Below are 14,523 nucleotides of genomic sequence, written 5' to 3' on the forward strand. Positions count from 1 at the left end.
GCCGTCAGGGGTGGATGCGGCTTGGAAACCAGCTGTCCATGCTGCCGCGGTCCAGCCATCGGCCGTAGGCGTAGGGGGCCGCATAGGCGCCGCCGTAAGAATAGGGTGATCCATAGTAAGGATAGGCGCCGTCCAGGCCACCATCCGCCCATCCACCGGGCACCCCACCCCAGGGGCCACCCCATGGCCCACCCCAGGCGCCATTGCGCGGGTGGCCGGTGACGTTGCCTTGGGATACCGACAGGGAGAAAGCAATGCCCGTATCCTGGCAGGGGCGCAGCGGATTGCCATCTTCGCCGTAGTTCAACGTGGCGCCGGCCCCGCGCTCGATCATCCCACCGCCGAAGCCGATGCCCATGGTGACACTGCCCCCGGCACGGCAGTTGGTGTCCTTGGATTTCCAGCCATCATCCTCCGGCGGCCGGGCGGCCACGACACCATCGTCCCGTCCATCGGCGGTGGCGACACCGGGACCGTCAAGGACCGGCGGCCGCGTGGGCCCCTCGTCAATGGCATTGACTGGGGCGGCATTAACCGGGGCGCTGGCCGCACCGGCGGGTGTCGCCTCCGCCTGGGTTTGGGCGCGGGCGCCCACGGCGATACAAGCCACGACCAAGGCCAAGGCGGATGCCAAGGATCTGGCCGGGAATTTCGACGACGAGGCGGCAGGCATGTATATCAACTCCAGGAACGGCGCCGGGAACGCGCCACCCCGATCCTGTCTGGACGGGTGCCCGTTTCCAATATGGCGCGGACCACCCCAGTTTCCACGCCTTTCCTGACAGGAACCTGTCGATAAAACGCTTTGCTTACGCGCTGGGGGCGGGACCCTCCGGCAGGCCGGGGCGCCGCGGCCCCCGCTGCACCGGCCAGCGCCCCGCCGCCAAGTCGTCGATCAGGCGCATTTGCGCCGGCAAGCATACCGCTTCCAGGTCATATCGCTGCACGATCATCTCCCGCGCGCGGCGGCGCAGGCGACCCAGCCGTTCGCGATCCGCCAAGGCGGCAGCGACGGTCCGCGCCAACTCCTGGGGGAGAAGAAATCGACCAGCAGGCCATTTTGACCATGCTTGATGACCTCACGCACCGGCGCCGTGTCCGACGCGACCACCAGACAGGCGCTGGCCAGGGCCTCCATCAAGGACCACGACAGCACGAAGGGATAGGTCAGGTACACATGGACGGCCGACACGCGCAGCACCGACAGGAAGGTGTCGTAGGGCACCTTGCCCAGGAAGTGGATGCGCGCGAGGTCGAGTTGGTCCCCCACCTCCGCCATGTACTGGGCACGATAATGGGGGTGGTCTTGCGGCCGCGTGCCATAGCTGACGTCGTCCCCCCCACGATCACCACCTGGGCATTGGGCCGCCGCCGCATCAATTCCGGCAGGGCGCGCAGGAAGGTATGGAAGCCGCGATAGGGTTCCAGGTTGCGATTGACGAAGGTGATCACCTCATCCCCCGCCCGCAAGACCAAGGGGGTGGAGGCTCCTTCCGGCGTGACCGTCAGTGTCGCCGCCGGATCAGGACAAACCAGGTGGGTATCCACGCCATCATGCACGATGGCGACGCGGCGTCTGAAGTCGGGTGGTAGGCACTTCGCCTGCCACCGCGTGGGCGTGATGCCCGCGTCCATGGCCTGCAGTCCGTGCAACAGCACACTGTTCTTGATGCGGATGCGGAAGACATCATCCAAGACCGGCGGAAACTCGGGATCGAAGCCGACATCCGCGCCGTGGGCATTGTAGAAGAATTCCAAGTAGGCCAGCAGCTTGGCCTTTGGAAACACATCCTTCAGAAACAGGGCCTCCCCCAGCCGGGGTGGGCGCAGATGACATCGGGAACGAAGCCTTGTTGGGCCAACTGCAGGCAGGCCCGCAGGACGGCTTGTCCCCGCCGCACCGCCGCTTCGAAGGACGCGACATAATGGTGGACGCCTTGGGTGGCGCCGGCCGGCGATGGGTAGCGAACCATGACCATGCCATGCGGCAGGGGCTGGTCGGAACAATTCGCCTGGTCGCCCATACAAACGACCTCATGCCCGGCCGCCGCCATGTGAACAGCAAGGTGGCGATATTGACCGGGGAAATTCTGGTGAACGAACAACAGCTTCATGATGCGGTGTCAACACCCGCCGGCGGGGTGATGTAAGCAATGGCCCAGAGATTGAAGCTGGCCTCATCCCGGGTGACCTTAACATGGCCGAACCCGGCGCCCAGCAGCGCCTTGCCCAGGGTGCGCGCGGTAAAGCCGGTGTGGTGCGCCATGTAGTGATTGCCGTGCGCGATGGAAGTGCGCAATCCGAACAGCATGTCGAGCGGGGCTACCGGGCCGGCCGGGGACATATAGGCGGGTTCGTCCAGCTTGTCCTCGAGCACCAGGCGGGCGATGGCCTGCAGGTCCGGCAAGGTTATCAAGGCAAACCCATCCGCTTTCAGCACCCGCCGAAACTCGGCCAGCGCCACCGATACCTCGTGGGCGTGCAGATGCTCAATGTTGTGGGATGACCAGATGGCGTCCACGCTGGCATCGGCCACCATCGACATATCGGTGATCGACGTGACGATGTCGGGCCGCACCGCGGGATCGATATCGACCCGCACCTCGCGCCATTCGCTGCTTGAAAACAGACTGTGCAGCTTATCCGGCCTGTAAACGCCGGATCCGACGTGCAGGACGGTGCGGGAAACGCCGGATTCCAATGTCATGCTCACTTCCGAACTCACGGGGAAGCCGAGCCCCCGCTGCCTGCCGGTACTATCCCCTGGCGACGCGCCAATTCCAACAGGGCATCATTGATGCGCGGCGACGTCGCACCCAGCGGCATCAGCATGCCACGCCCATGGTGGCGCAGGCGCTCCGCCTGGGCGCCAAGATCGAATGCGGCAACGGTCAGGCCGGCGGCCAGCATCTCGGTCAGGGTGTAAGACCAGGTTTCCGGCCATATCGAGGGCAGGAAACCCAGATGGGATTGACCGGCGCGTAACAGATCCAGCGTCTCGTCCCGGGTATAGGCCCCTGTGACCCGAACCCGGCCGGTTTCGAACAAGAGCGTGTCATTCTTAGTATAGCCCACCACCAGGAATTCCAGGGGCAGGTTCCGCGCCTGGGCATCCCGGGCGCAGTCCAGCAGCACGTCATAGCCCTTGACCACACCGATGGCGCCGACGACGGCCACCCTGACCATGGACGGATGGGCGGGGACGGTCAGCAGCGGGGTCGCGGGCATCTCCAGATCGGGGTGGGGCCGCACCACCAAGGGAAGGGCCGTCCCCGGCGATTGCGCCATGACAAGAGGGGCCAGATGGGCCGCCAAACGGCGCGCGGTATCCTGCGTCGGACAGATGACCCGTCGCGCCTTGACCAGAAAAGCCGCCATGGACCGGCGCCACGTCGTGACGGACAAATCCGATGGGTGGAGCCTATGCCCGTTGCCCAGAACGCAGGTCTCGCACACGGACACCGACGGCTCGCGGCAATAGCGGTCACTGCCATCGACAAGATTGATGCGGGGGCAGATCCATACATAGTCATGCGCATGGACCTCGTAAGGCCACTGGGCGGCCAGCATGTCCAACAATATGGATGGAACGCCCATGACGTGGTGCACAACCATGCGCTCCACCCCCAGGGCGCGCAAATCGAGCATCAGCTGTGGCAGCCCGGCCGTGCCTTCGTAAACCAAAGATCGGAGTTGCGGCATGCCCGGGATTTCCAGGAACACCCGAGGCGGCTTGGCCGGCCTTCTCTCCTCCCCCTCAGGGGCTGGCTGCTGCCAGCCCTCAGCGCGCAGCAAAACGACGCCGACTCCCTCCGCGGTCAAGGTCGCCACTTGGTCATCGACAAAGCGATCCGTTCCGCCGCCCAAGACCGGGCAAACCACTAGGCAATTGCGGGGACCCTGGCTTTGAGCCCAAGCCAGGTCCAAGGCGCGCCGCGCCGGCAATAGCGGATCCGCAGCGATGAACGCATGCACCGCAGGCTCGTAATCGGGATGAAGCCGGTTCAGAGTCCCCATGGCCGTGGCGATGCGGTCCAATTTCTCCGCCCCGAAGGACGAGCCCCCGACATGGCCGACGACGATGTCCAAGGCGGCGACATTGCGCCAGCCCCGCGCCCGCGCCCGCCAGCAGAAATCATTCTCCTCACCATAGCCCTGGCCGAACATTTCGGCGTCGAAATAACCAACGTCGTCCAGGCAATCCCGCCGTATATAAAAACAGAAGCCCACGCCAGTGGGGACATCGGCGATTTGGCCGGCCAGTGTCGCCGCGGCCAGGTCATCCAGAAACGGTATCGGGGTGTTGGCCAAGGGCGTGCCACCGATGTCAGGATAACTGAGGATGGTGGCGTCATTGGACAACGGGGTCACCGTGCCAATGGCGGCGTCCTGATAAGCGGCCACGGTCAGCCGGTGCAACCAATCGCCGTGAACCATGGCATCGGCATTCAGCAGAACCACATCCCGATCGGAATGCAGGGCCATGCCCCGATTGACCGTCCGCACGAAGCCGAGGTTGCAGGCATTGCGCAACACGGTGGCCCAGCCCTGAGCCTCAACCTCGGCCACCAGCGCCACCACGGCCGCATCCGCAGGGGCGTCAGCGATCAGAATGACATGGACCCAGGGACGGGCGTAGGCGCCGACCAGGCTGTCTCGCAACGCCGATAAACAGGCTCGCGTTACAGCCTCGTCGCCATAGATCGGAACGATGACATCGATAGGCCGCGGCGGCGCCTGGTCACGACTCAGGACTCCGCTACCCGGACGGTGCCGGGGGGCGCTTGCAGGCCAATACACGGGCTCCTGTGTTGACGGGAAAATCCCCCGCACACCTTCTTCTGGGGCCAATATAGGCACGGTTTGTGCGTCCGCCAGCTTGGCGCCCGGCTCGGGCCGGAATACCAAACGATGCGCTTGGCCGTCAGGCCCCAGCAGGTCTAGGGCAACGGGCCGCGCTGGGCAGGCGGCGTCCCAAGCCCGTACGATCAGCCCCCCCTCCCCCTCAGCAATCCGCATAGCGCGCGCCATGAGGCGAGGAGGCTGGGTGGCGGCGGGCTCCAAGGGCGCTCCCAGTACCCGCCCGCCGTCAACGATGATGTCGAATCTGGCTCGTCCGGCGAGGTCCGTCGGTACGGTAAAGCTGAACGGACACAGGCGCGCATCAGCCAGTGTCGCGGACAGAGGCATCTGCGCCACCACCAGATCGTTCCAGCGCAGTTCAGCCCGTTGAGCCGAAGCCCCGGCGATGCCGTCGATCCGGCCGCCACAGGGGTAAGCCACGGCGGGAATGGCACCGGATGCCACTAAGCCACGCAGCACACCCAAACAGGTTTCGTTCGTTTCCGCGTTCCAGCAAAGCGCGGGTATGACGCGGTCGAGAATATCGATGAGGGCCGGCGAGAAAAGGGATGCCGCCTGATACAGGCCCACCGCCGCCAGGGGATGGGTCGCGTCCATGTCGAGGGCACGTCCAAAGCAAAAGACGGCTTGTTCCGCACGTCCACGGCCTAAGGCGACAACCCCTTCAAGAACGATATCAGCGGCAACGTCGCTGGACTTGACCAATTGGGCCGCGTGCCGCGCCGCGTCATCCAGGCGTCCCGCGCCGAGGGCCGCCTGAACCAGGTGGCGCAATCCCTCAAGCCTTGCGTCTGGCCACAACAAGGCTTCCAGGCTCAACGCGGTTGCCGCTTCATAAGCCTGGCGGGCTAATGCCGCGTCGATGTCCGCCAGTATTTGGCGCTGGCGCGCAAGCACAGTGTCGGACATCTGGCGAATCGCCTTAACGGGGCAGGACCGCGACCTTCAGGGCCATAAGCGGATCTTGCGGCTGCTGCGAGCGGCATAAGACGCCGTCCTGACCCGCCACGTCACCCTGGCGCAGGAACCGCACGGCATAGTCCACCCGGTGGGTCTTTGCCAGCCGCCCGACCAAGCGGAAACCGGCACCCAGCAATGGCAGGCCACGGGCGGGAATTCCCGCCTGGGTGCCAGCCTTGACCCAAGTACCACCTGGATCGACCGGATTGGCGGCGCAATACTCCAGGCCTTCAGCCAACTCTGGTGAACCACCGACCGTGAAGGCTTCGATCCAAAACAGATGGTCCCCCGCTGATGCCCATTCGCCACCAGCGAAGGCGCGATCCCCCATCCGCTGAATATGCGCAACCAGACGGACATCCAGGGTCGCGGGGATCGTCTCGTCCCCCAAGCGCTGAACACCGACGGATATGGATGAAGAAAGCTGACCGTTCAGGGTGAAGGTGGTCAGCAACAGGGGCGCAGACTGCGCGGTGACAACAACCGCCACCCCTTCCGAGCCGCTGAGCCACGCTGAGGTGTTGAGCCCGCCGGCGGTCAGGAACTGCAGCGGCGCACAACCGGCCTGGGAGAGCGAGGAAACCTGAACCGAGGGGAAGTTGACCCCCTTGATCTGCTGCCGCCCCGCCTCACTCAAACGGGCGGTTATGTAATAAGTACCTTCTGGCAGGGCCATGACCTTAGGCGTGGCCCGAACCGGATCACTGTCGGGGGATGACGTCACGACCGCCGATGTTTCGGCTGGCGCCAGAGTGTTTGGCTGCATCGTCTACCAATTGATAAGGTGGAGAGTTGCCGAAGCCTGCCCGCTAAGAGCCCGTAATGCAAGAAAGACTATGGCGGACCAATGGCCCGCCATAGCTTAATATCACTCTATAAACCACCAATTACTTGACGGTGAACCAGTTGAGGTTCACACCCGTCGCGCCCTGGACAGTGATGGTCGAACCATCCGGCAGGGTCAGGACGGTGTTGCCATTGCTCACGGTCGCATTGCTGATGAGCGACGCCAAGTTCAGCGTGCCGCCCGTATAGCTGGTCGAGGCAAAGGCCAGCGTATCCTGCGACGGGTTGAAGCCGGACACCGTGTCGTTGCCATCGCCCGGGCTGAAGATGAAGACATCTTTGCCACCCGCGTTGCCAACCAGGGAGTCGTTGCCCGCACCACCGATGATGTAGCTGCCACCACCACTGGCGTAAATGGTGTCGTTGCCCGAGCCACCGCCCAACGTGTCGGCGCCGTTGCTGGTGCGACCATCGATCACGTCGTTGCCGGCGCCACCGTTGATGATGTCGTTGCCGGCGCTGGACGTGATCACGTCGTTGGTGGAGGACCCGATGACGCTGTCGTTACCGGTGCCGGTGATGATGGTGTTCGTGCTGGAGCCAACGATGCTGGAACCGCCGCTCAGCACCAGGAAGTTGTTGCCGGCGTCGCCGACCACGACCTTGCCGCCGCTGTTGCCATCCAGGAACAGGGCCGTCGTGTTGCCGGCGGCGGTGCCCGTCAGAACCACGGAGGTCAAGGTGGGGTCGACGGAAACGTTGGTCACGACGGTGGAGCCAGTGCTCGACCCGGCGGCCGTCTGGGACAGGTCCACAGCGGCCAGCGTCGGGGTGGTGGACGACCCACCACTGACAACCACACTGCTCACCGACGAGACGCTGGTCGTGCCAAACGTGATGGCAGAGGAAAGCGTCGCGGTCGGCGTGGTGGACGCCGTCGGCGTGGTGCTCGTGATGCTCAGCGTCCCGCTGGTCGCAATGACGCTGTTCAGGGCGTTGGCCAAAGCCGTCTGACTGGCCTGAGAAATGGTTGGCGCCGTCGTGACGCTTACACCACCGGTGAGAGTGACTGCCATGGTTATATCCCCGCTAAAACGTCACTTCGATCGCTATTGAACCGCAGCCCACTGCGGCGCTGACGTATACGTTAAAACCCCGTGGCGAATTTATTAACGCGTTCCGCCAGCCCCGCGTGGATGTAGGTATAATTCACGCGGCTCGCGCCACACAAGTCGGATTCAGGAAAACTGTCGCTTTAATTTTAGGTTTAAGCGCTCGACGCCTGCTTGACGGTAGGGGGCATGGCAAATCGCCCATGTTCTTATATCGTTAGGCCTATTACCTTCGTGGAAAGTGGCCTCTAGATGGTGCGCGACTGGGCTTGGCCGCTTATTCTTCGCCTTCGCGAGTGCAGCGATTCGCGTTCGGCTCTCGCGGAACGCGGCACCGCCAGAAGGTTAACGGACCTGCCCGGTCGCCTTCTAGCGCAACTGAACCGAGGGCGGGCCATTTAAGGATTGACGCACAAAGCGAGCCTATGGCTCTTGTCCGACGAACCCCTTCATAGCTTTATCACCGGAAAGATAGGGCTCCATAATATATTCAACATATTGATCCTTGAATTATAGAGGCCAGGCATTCAATGAACGGTGCGGAGAACCAACCTGCGGCGCAAATCACAATGGCGCCTTTGGTGGTCGACATCGACGGCACGCTTATACGCTCTGACCTTCTGCTTGAGAATTTCTTTACCTTGCTCTCCAGCAGCCCTCTCGGAGCACTGGGTCTTTGGCGTCTAGCGCTACGCAGCAAAGCATGGCTGAAGGACTATTTATCTAATAAAAGCCATCTTGATGTGACGACGGTGCCACTTAACCAGCAGGTTATTGATTATCTCTTATCCGAGAAGGCCAAAGGCCGGCGAATCTACTTGGCCTCCGCCTCGAACCACAAGCTGGTGAAGGCGCTCGCCCAGCACCTGGGGTTCGTGGACGGGGTGTTCGGCTCCGACGAGAATATCAACCTCTCGGGCTCGGCCAAGGCGGAACTGCTGTGCCGGGAGTTTGGCGACAGGGGATTCGATTACATCGGCAACGACTGGGTCGATATGCCGGTGTGGCGTCACTGCCGCGTGGCCATCGTCACCAACGCCCCCGCCCGCCTGGTGCGAAAGCTGAAGGCGGAGCGCCATGACGCGGTGGAACTGCCGGTGCCCCAAGCCGGAATCAAAGTCTACCTGAAGGCGATCCGGGTCCATCAGTGGCTGAAAAATCTGCTGGTGTTCGTGCCGCTTCTGGCCAGTCATGACTTGACCGGCGTGACCATCATCGACAGCCTGCTGGCCGCCCTGGCCTACAGCTTGGCCGCCAGCAGCGCCTATCTGCTGAACGACCTGCTGGACCTGCCCAATGACCGGGCCCATCCCACCAAACGTAACCGGCCACTGGCCAGCGGCCGGTTACCACTGATCCAAGGCGCGGCCCTGGTGCCCTTGTTGCTGGCCGCATCGGCCCTGTGCGGTCTGATGGTGTCCGTCAATTTTCTGGCGGTGCTGGCCACCTATTATGTGATCACCCTCGCCTACTCGTTGTATCTGAAGCGACACATGTTGATCGATGTGCTGACGCTGGCGGGACTCTATACACTCCGCATTCTGGCGGGCAGCGCCGCCATCGAACGGCCTTCGTCCGCCTGGCTGCTCGGCTTTTCCGTTTTCGTCTTCCTCTGCCTGGCGCTGATCAAACGCTATATCGAGCTGGTCGGCAGCCTGAAGGCCAACAAGGGCAATCCCAAGGGCCGCGGTTATCGGCTTGAGGATCTCAGCATCCTATCCGGCCTGGCCAGCGCCAGCGGCTATTGCTCCGTCCTGGTGCTGGCCCTCTATTTCAATAGCCCTGAGGTCCATGCCCTGTACAGCAACCCCTCGCTGCTCTGGTTGGCCTGCGCGCCCCTGCTCTACTGGATCAGCCGTCTTCTGCTGCTGGCCCATCGCGGCGAATTGCACGATGACCCGGTGGTCTTTGCCGCCACCGACCGGACCAGCCTGATCACGGGCGCCATCATGCTCGCCATCGTCCTGGCGGCGGTGTGACCCATGCGCCAGTCGATCACATCCTGGGGCAATCTGGCCGCTGTCGAGCATGAGGTGGCGACGCCCGCCTTCCGCGAGGAGGCGGGGTCCGTCCTTTCCTGGCTCCTGGAAAAGACGGATAGCGTCCTGGCGCACGGTCTGGGACGGTCCTACGGGGATAGCCCGCTGAACGGCGGAGGTGGCCTGCTGGTCACCCGCCGCATGGACCGGTGCCATTCCTTCGATGCAAGCAGCGGGGTCCTGCGCGCGGACGCAGGGCTGAGCCTGGCAGACCTGCACACCATCACCATACCGCGTGGCTGGTTCGTGGCCGTGACACCGGGCACCAAGTTCGTGACCTTGGGCGGCGCGGTCGCCAACGACGTGCATGGCAAGAACCACCATGTGGCGGGGAGCTTCGGCCACCATGTCCGCGCCCTGGGCCTGCGGCGCTCCGATGGCGGGTTGGTCGAATGCGGACCCGACCGGAATGCCGATCTGTTTCGCGCCACCATCGGCGGTCTGGGCCTGACGGGCCTGATCGAGTGGGTGGAAATCCAGTTGCAGGCCGTCGCCTCCTCGGACATGGAGGTGGAGAACATCCGCTTCGACCATGTCGACCGGTTCTTCGAGTTGGCGGCGGACAGCCTGGACTGGCCCTACAGCGTGGCCTGGGTCGATTGCCTGAGCCAAGGTGCGACCCTGGGGCGGGGCATTTTCTCACGCGGGCGCCACGCGGCGGACGGCCCGCGCCTGGCCCAGCCGGCCCGCGCCAAGCTGGCGGTTCCCCTGACCCCACCCCTCAGCCTGATCAATGGGCTTAGCTTGCGGGCCTTCAACGCCGCCTATTACAACCGGTCGGGCGCCACCTTCGCCGGCCGTTGCCATTTCGACGGGTTCTTCTATCCCCTGGATGGCGTGCATCACTGGAATAGGGTCTATGGCCCCAAGGGCTTTTATCAATACCAGTGCGTGGTGCCGCCAGCCGTGGCGCGCGAGGCCGTGACGGAACTGCTGGCCCGCATCGCCGCGTCTGGCACGGGGTCCTGCCTGGTGGTGCTGAAGAATTTCGGCGACATCGCCCCAGCCGGCCTGATGTCCTTCCCCATGGCCGGCACCACGCTGGCCCTGGACTTCCCCAACCAGGGCGCGCGCACCCTGGCGCTGATGGCCGACCTGGATCGCATCGTGGCATCCGCCGGCGGCCGCCTTTATCCGGCCAAGGACGCCCGCATGCCGGCGAGCCTGTTCGCGTCAGGATATCCCGACTTGGCGGAATTCAAGCGACACCTCGATCCGGCCTTCATGTCCGACTTCTGGCGGCGGATGGACCAGGGCTCCCGAACCCAATGAGCGAACAGGCGTGAATGAGATGACCGGACAGAACGTGGTGATCCTGGGGGCGACCTCCGCCGTGGCCGAGCGCTATGCCCGGCTGCAAGCCGCGCGGGGCGCCCGCCTGGTGCTGGCCGGCCGCGACGCCAAGCGGCTTGAGGCCATCGCCGCCGATCTGATGGCACGCGGCGCCGCGGGTGCCGAGGTGGCCGTGGTGGATTTGGCGGCACCGGCGGCTGGCTTCGACGCCGCCTGGACCGAGATGGCCGCCAAACTGGACGGCCGGGTGGATACCGTTCTGCTGGCCTATGGCATCCTGGGCGAGCAGAAGGCGGCCGAGGCGGACACCGCCGAGATGACCCGCCAACTGACCACCAACATGACCAGCGCCTGCGCCTGGCTGACGGTGGCGGCCAACCAGCTGGAGCGTCAGGGCCAGGGTACGCTGATCGCCATAGCGTCCGTCGCCGGTGATCGTGGCCGCCAATCCAACTATGTCTATGGGGCCGCCAAGGGCGGTTTGGCCCTGTTCGCGCAAGGCATGGCCCACCGTTTCGCCGGCACGAAGGTGACGGTGCTGACGGTGAAGCCCGGCTTCATCGACACGCCCATGACCGATGGCCTAGCCAAGGGCGGACCGCTGTGGGCCACGCCGGAGAAGGTCGCGGCCGACATCGACAAGGCGGCCACCAAAGGCGCCACCACCCTCTACACCCCTTGGTTTTGGATGGGCATCATGATGATCATCCGCAACCTGCCCGGTGCCATCTTCAACCGGATGAAAATCTAATGGCGGATGAAAATTTGATGCCCAGCCGCACCGACAAGCTCACGGGTAAGATCGTCATCACCGGCGCCGCCGGCCTGGTGGGCCAGAACCTGGTGGTCCGCTTGAAAGACGCTGGCTACACCAACATCGTCTGCATCGACAAGCATCCGGCGAACACCCCGGCGCTGGCCCGCATGCACCCGGATCTGACCGTCATCCAGGCCGACTTGGCCCATGACGACGGCTGGCAGGACAGTTTGAAGGGGGCCGCCGCCCTGATCCAGATGCACGCCCAAATCGGCGGCCTGGATTGGGCGGAGTTCCAGGACAACAACATCACGGCGACGGAGCGGGTGCTGGCCGCCATGCAGGCGGCCGAGGTCCCCTACCTGGTCCACGCCAGTTCCTCCGTCGTGAATTCCATGGCGGTGGATTTCTACACCGAGAGCAAGAAGGCCCAGGAAAAGCTGGTGGATGCCTGTCCCATCCCCCACGTCACCCTGCGCCCCACCCTGATGTTCGGCTGGTTCGACCGCAAGCATCTGGGCTGGCTTGCCCGCTTCATGCAGAAGGTGCCGGTCTTCCCCATCCCCGGTTCCGGCCGCTACATCCGCCAGCCGCTGTATGTGGGGGATTTCAGCGCCATCATCATCGCCTGCCTAGAAGGTCGCCGCACCGGCACCTATGACATTTCGGGCCAGCAAAAGATCACCTACATCGAGCTGATCCGCGCCCTGCGCAAGGCGGTGGGCGCCAAGACGCCCTTGCTGCGCATCCCCTATGGCCTGTTTCACGCGCTGCTGTCGATCTACGCCCTGGTCGATCGCAACCCGCCCTTCACCACCAAGCAGCTGAAGGCCTTGGTGACGCCCGACGAATTCATCGTCATCGACTGGCCCGGCATCTTCGGCGTGCGCTCCACCCCGCTGGACGAGGCCCTGTCCGTCACCTTCAACGACCCGCGCTACGCCGGCGTCGTCCTCGACTTCTGATTTTCGAAGGGTTTTCCCGCAATGGCTAAACTTGCCGTCATCGGCGCCGGCGCCATGGGCCTGGCCGCCGCTTATTATGCCCTGAAGGCCGGCCACGAGGTGGCGGTCTACGAGGTCGACACCCAGCCCGGCGGCATGGCGGCGCACTTCGATTTCGGCGGCCTCAGCATCGAGCGCTATTACCATTTCATCTGCAAGTCGGACCAGCCGACCTTCGACCTGCTGGCGGAGTTGGGCATCGCCGACACGCTGAAATGGCGCACCACCTCCATGGGCTATTTCATCGATGGCAAGCACTACCGCTGGGGCGACCCACTGGCCCTGCTGTCCTTCCCCCTGCTGGGACTGATCGACAAGCTGCGCCTGGGCCTGCAGATGTTCCTGACCACCAAGGCCCGCGACTTCCAATCGATCGAGCACCTGGACGCCGCCACCTGGTTCAAGCGCGGTGCCGGCGAGAAGCCGTTCAATGTGCTGTGGAAGCGGTTGCTGGACCTGAAGTTCTTCGAATACGCCGACAACGTCTCCGCCAGTTGGATCGCCACCCGCATCCGCCGCATCGGCAATTCCCGCCAGTCCCTGATGAAGGAACAACTGGGGTATCTGGAGGGCGGATCCGAAACCCTGGTCCAGGCCCTGGCCGCCGACATCACGCGACGCGGCGGCGCCCTGCATCTGGGCGCCAAGGTGGAGGAGATCGTGGCCGAGGGCGGCCGGGTGACGGCCGTACGCACGGCGCAAGGCGTCTTCCCCGCCGACGCCGTCATCTGCACCGTGCCCACGCCCTACGTGGCGGGTCTGGTCCCTGCCTTCACCCAGTCCACCAAGGACAAGTACGACGCCATCAAGAACATCGGCGTGGTCTGCGTCATGCTGAAGCTGAAGCGCCCGGTCACCCGGCACTTCTGGCTGAACGTGAACGACCCGACCATGGAGATCCCCGGCATCATCGAGTTCTCCAACCTGCGGCCCCTGCCCGATACCGTGGTCTACATCCCCTACTACATGCCCCATAGCCATCCCAAGTGGGGTTGGACGGACGCCGACTTCGTGGCGGAAACCATGGCCTGCATGCGCCGCCTGAATCCGGCCATCACCGACGCGGACCTGATCGACACCCACGTCGGGCGCCTGCGCTACGCCCAGCCGGTGTGCGAGCCCGATTTCCTGGACAAGCTGCCGCCGGTCAAGACCGAGATCGCCGGCCTGCAGGTGGCGGACACCTGCTACTACTATCCGGAGGATCGGGGCATCGCGGAAAGCATCCGCTTCGCCAAGCGCATGGTCGACGCATTGTGATGGACAAGGCCGTGACCAAGCCCCAATCGCCGCTGGACCGCCTGCTGGCCAGCGAGTTCGCCCGCTTCCTGCTGGTCGGTGGCTTTTCCGCCGGCGTCAATGTCGTCTCCCGCTATCTGCTGAACCGGGTCATGCCGTTCGAGGTCGCGGTGCTGGTGGCCTACCTGTTCGGCATGGTCACCGCCTACCTGCTGTCCCGCCGCTTCGTGTTCGAGGCGTCGGGGCGCAAGGCGCATGAGGAATTCATCCGTTTCTGCCTGGTCAACGCCGTGGCGGCGGCGCAAGTCTGGCTGGTCAGCGAAGGTCTGGCCCGCGTGGCCTTCCCAGCGGCCGGCTTGACCTGGCACGCCGAGGACATCGCCCATGTCATCGGCGTGCTGTCGCCGGTCGTGACCAGCTATTTCGGCCACCGGCACTTCTCGTTTCGCAAGTAACCACGGCGGCCCACG

The 14,523-nt window shown here is 64.2% G+C and carries 14 protein-coding genes and 1 pseudogene; 7 read left to right on the forward strand and 8 right to left on the reverse strand.

Annotated elements, in window-relative coordinates; translation table 11 throughout:
* Window positions 1–4: 4 nt before the first annotated feature.
* The 8 genes and pseudogenes from ULB03_RS26505 to ULB03_RS26545 all read right to left on the reverse strand — a co-directional run bounded on the left by ULB03_RS26505 (window position 5) and on the right by ULB03_RS26545 (window position 7,376).
* Complete coding sequence (locus tag ULB03_RS26505; RefSeq protein WP_322486077.1) at window positions 5–673, reverse strand: hypothetical protein; 669 nt, start codon at window positions 671–673, stop codon at window positions 5–7.
* A gap of 136 nt (window positions 674–809) precedes the next feature.
* Entirely contained in the window at window positions 810–947 is a 138-nt protein-coding gene (locus tag ULB03_RS26510) for a hypothetical protein (protein WP_322486078.1), read from the reverse strand.
* A 2-nt stretch (window positions 948–949) separates the two neighbouring features.
* The gene (locus ULB03_RS26515) at window positions 950–1,279 is read right to left on the reverse strand and encodes a glycosyltransferase (protein ID WP_322486079.1); all 330 of its coding nucleotides are present in this window, start codon (window positions 1,277–1,279) and stop codon (window positions 950–952) included.
* A pseudogene (locus ULB03_RS26520) lies at window positions 1,168–2,114 on the reverse strand (glycosyltransferase family protein). The gene ULB03_RS26515 and the pseudogene ULB03_RS26520 overlap by 112 nt, the downstream one beginning before the upstream one ends.
* Complete coding sequence (locus ULB03_RS26530; RefSeq protein WP_322486082.1) at window positions 2,111–2,707, reverse strand: class I SAM-dependent methyltransferase; 597 nt, start codon at window positions 2,705–2,707, stop codon at window positions 2,111–2,113. The pseudogene ULB03_RS26520 and the gene ULB03_RS26530 overlap by 4 nt, the downstream one beginning before the upstream one ends.
* Window positions 2,708–2,721: 14 nt before the next feature.
* Complete coding sequence (locus tag ULB03_RS26535) at window positions 2,722–5,772, reverse strand: glycosyltransferase (protein WP_322486083.1); 3,051 nt, start codon at window positions 5,770–5,772, stop codon at window positions 2,722–2,724.
* 13 nt (window positions 5,773–5,785) lie between these two features.
* Complete coding sequence (locus ULB03_RS26540; protein ID WP_322486084.1) at window positions 5,786–6,499, reverse strand: hypothetical protein; 714 nt, start codon at window positions 6,497–6,499, stop codon at window positions 5,786–5,788.
* Window positions 6,500–6,710: 211 nt separating this feature from the next.
* Window positions 6,711–7,376 (reverse strand): calcium-binding protein, encoded by a 666-nt coding sequence (locus tag ULB03_RS26545; protein ID WP_322486085.1) that lies wholly within the window; start codon window positions 7,374–7,376, stop codon window positions 6,711–6,713.
* Here ULB03_RS26545 and ULB03_RS26550 point away from each other — a divergent pair.
* From ULB03_RS26550 to ULB03_RS26580, 7 genes are all read left to right on the forward strand, one after another.
* Window positions 7,369–7,623: a hypothetical protein gene (locus ULB03_RS26550; protein ID WP_322486086.1), complete on the forward strand. Its 255-nt coding sequence runs from the start codon at window positions 7,369–7,371 to the stop codon at window positions 7,621–7,623. The two genes, ULB03_RS26545 and ULB03_RS26550, sit on opposite strands and share 8 nt — an antisense overlap.
* A gap of 628 nt (window positions 7,624–8,251) precedes the next feature.
* Complete coding sequence (locus tag ULB03_RS26555; protein ID WP_322486087.1) at window positions 8,252–9,700, forward strand: UbiA family prenyltransferase; 1,449 nt, start codon at window positions 8,252–8,254, stop codon at window positions 9,698–9,700.
* A gap of 3 nt (window positions 9,701–9,703) precedes the next feature.
* Complete coding sequence (locus ULB03_RS26560; RefSeq protein ID WP_322486088.1) at window positions 9,704–11,032, forward strand: FAD-binding oxidoreductase; 1,329 nt, start codon at window positions 9,704–9,706, stop codon at window positions 11,030–11,032.
* 19 nt (window positions 11,033–11,051) lie between these two features.
* Window positions 11,052–11,804, forward strand: coding sequence for an SDR family oxidoreductase (locus ULB03_RS26565; RefSeq protein WP_322486089.1), 753 nt, complete (start codon window positions 11,052–11,054; stop codon window positions 11,802–11,804).
* A 17-nt stretch (window positions 11,805–11,821) separates the two neighbouring features.
* Window positions 11,822–12,775: an NAD-dependent epimerase/dehydratase family protein gene (locus ULB03_RS26570; RefSeq protein WP_322486090.1), complete on the forward strand. Its 954-nt coding sequence runs from the start codon at window positions 11,822–11,824 to the stop codon at window positions 12,773–12,775.
* Window positions 12,776–12,796: 21 nt separating this feature from the next.
* On the forward strand, window positions 12,797–14,074 hold the full coding sequence (locus ULB03_RS26575; protein WP_322486091.1) for an NAD(P)/FAD-dependent oxidoreductase: 1,278 nt from the start codon (window positions 12,797–12,799) through the stop codon (window positions 14,072–14,074).
* Between the two features lie 11 nt (window positions 14,075–14,085).
* Complete coding sequence (locus ULB03_RS26580; RefSeq protein WP_322486092.1) at window positions 14,086–14,508, forward strand: GtrA family protein; 423 nt, start codon at window positions 14,086–14,088, stop codon at window positions 14,506–14,508.
* Window positions 14,509–14,523 lie beyond the last annotated feature (15 nt).

The sequence above is a fragment of the Nitrospirillum goiasense genome (assembly GCF_034427435.1).
Taxonomy (GTDB): Bacteria; Pseudomonadota; Alphaproteobacteria; order Azospirillales; family Azospirillaceae; genus Nitrospirillum.

Excerpts from the sequence above, each read along its gene's own strand:
- ULB03_RS26555 (WP_322486087.1), top strand. The coding sequence starts at position 8,252 with ATGAACGGTGCGGAGAACCAACCTGCGGCGCAAATCACAATGGCGCCT.
- ULB03_RS26530 (WP_322486082.1), bottom strand. The coding sequence starts at position 2,707 with ATGACATTGGAATCCGGCGTTTCCCGCACCGTCCTGCACGTCGGATCC.
- ULB03_RS26515 (WP_322486079.1), bottom strand. The coding sequence starts at position 1,279 with ATGGCGGAGGTGGGGGACCAACTCGACCTCGCGCGCATCCACTTCCTG.
- ULB03_RS26570 (WP_322486090.1), top strand. The coding sequence starts at position 11,822 with ATGCCCAGCCGCACCGACAAGCTCACGGGTAAGATCGTCATCACCGGC.
- ULB03_RS26505 (WP_322486077.1), bottom strand. The coding sequence starts at position 673 with ATGCCTGCCGCCTCGTCGTCGAAATTCCCGGCCAGATCCTTGGCATCC.
- ULB03_RS26535 (WP_322486083.1), bottom strand. The coding sequence starts at position 5,772 with ATGTCCGACACTGTGCTTGCGCGCCAGCGCCAAATACTGGCGGACATC.
- ULB03_RS26575 (WP_322486091.1), top strand. The coding sequence starts at position 12,797 with ATGGCTAAACTTGCCGTCATCGGCGCCGGCGCCATGGGCCTGGCCGCC.
- ULB03_RS26565 (WP_322486089.1), top strand. The coding sequence starts at position 11,052 with ATGACCGGACAGAACGTGGTGATCCTGGGGGCGACCTCCGCCGTGGCC.
- ULB03_RS26540 (WP_322486084.1), bottom strand. The coding sequence starts at position 6,499 with ATGGCCCTGCCAGAAGGTACTTATTACATAACCGCCCGTTTGAGTGAG.
- ULB03_RS26560 (WP_322486088.1), top strand. The coding sequence starts at position 9,704 with ATGCGCCAGTCGATCACATCCTGGGGCAATCTGGCCGCTGTCGAGCAT.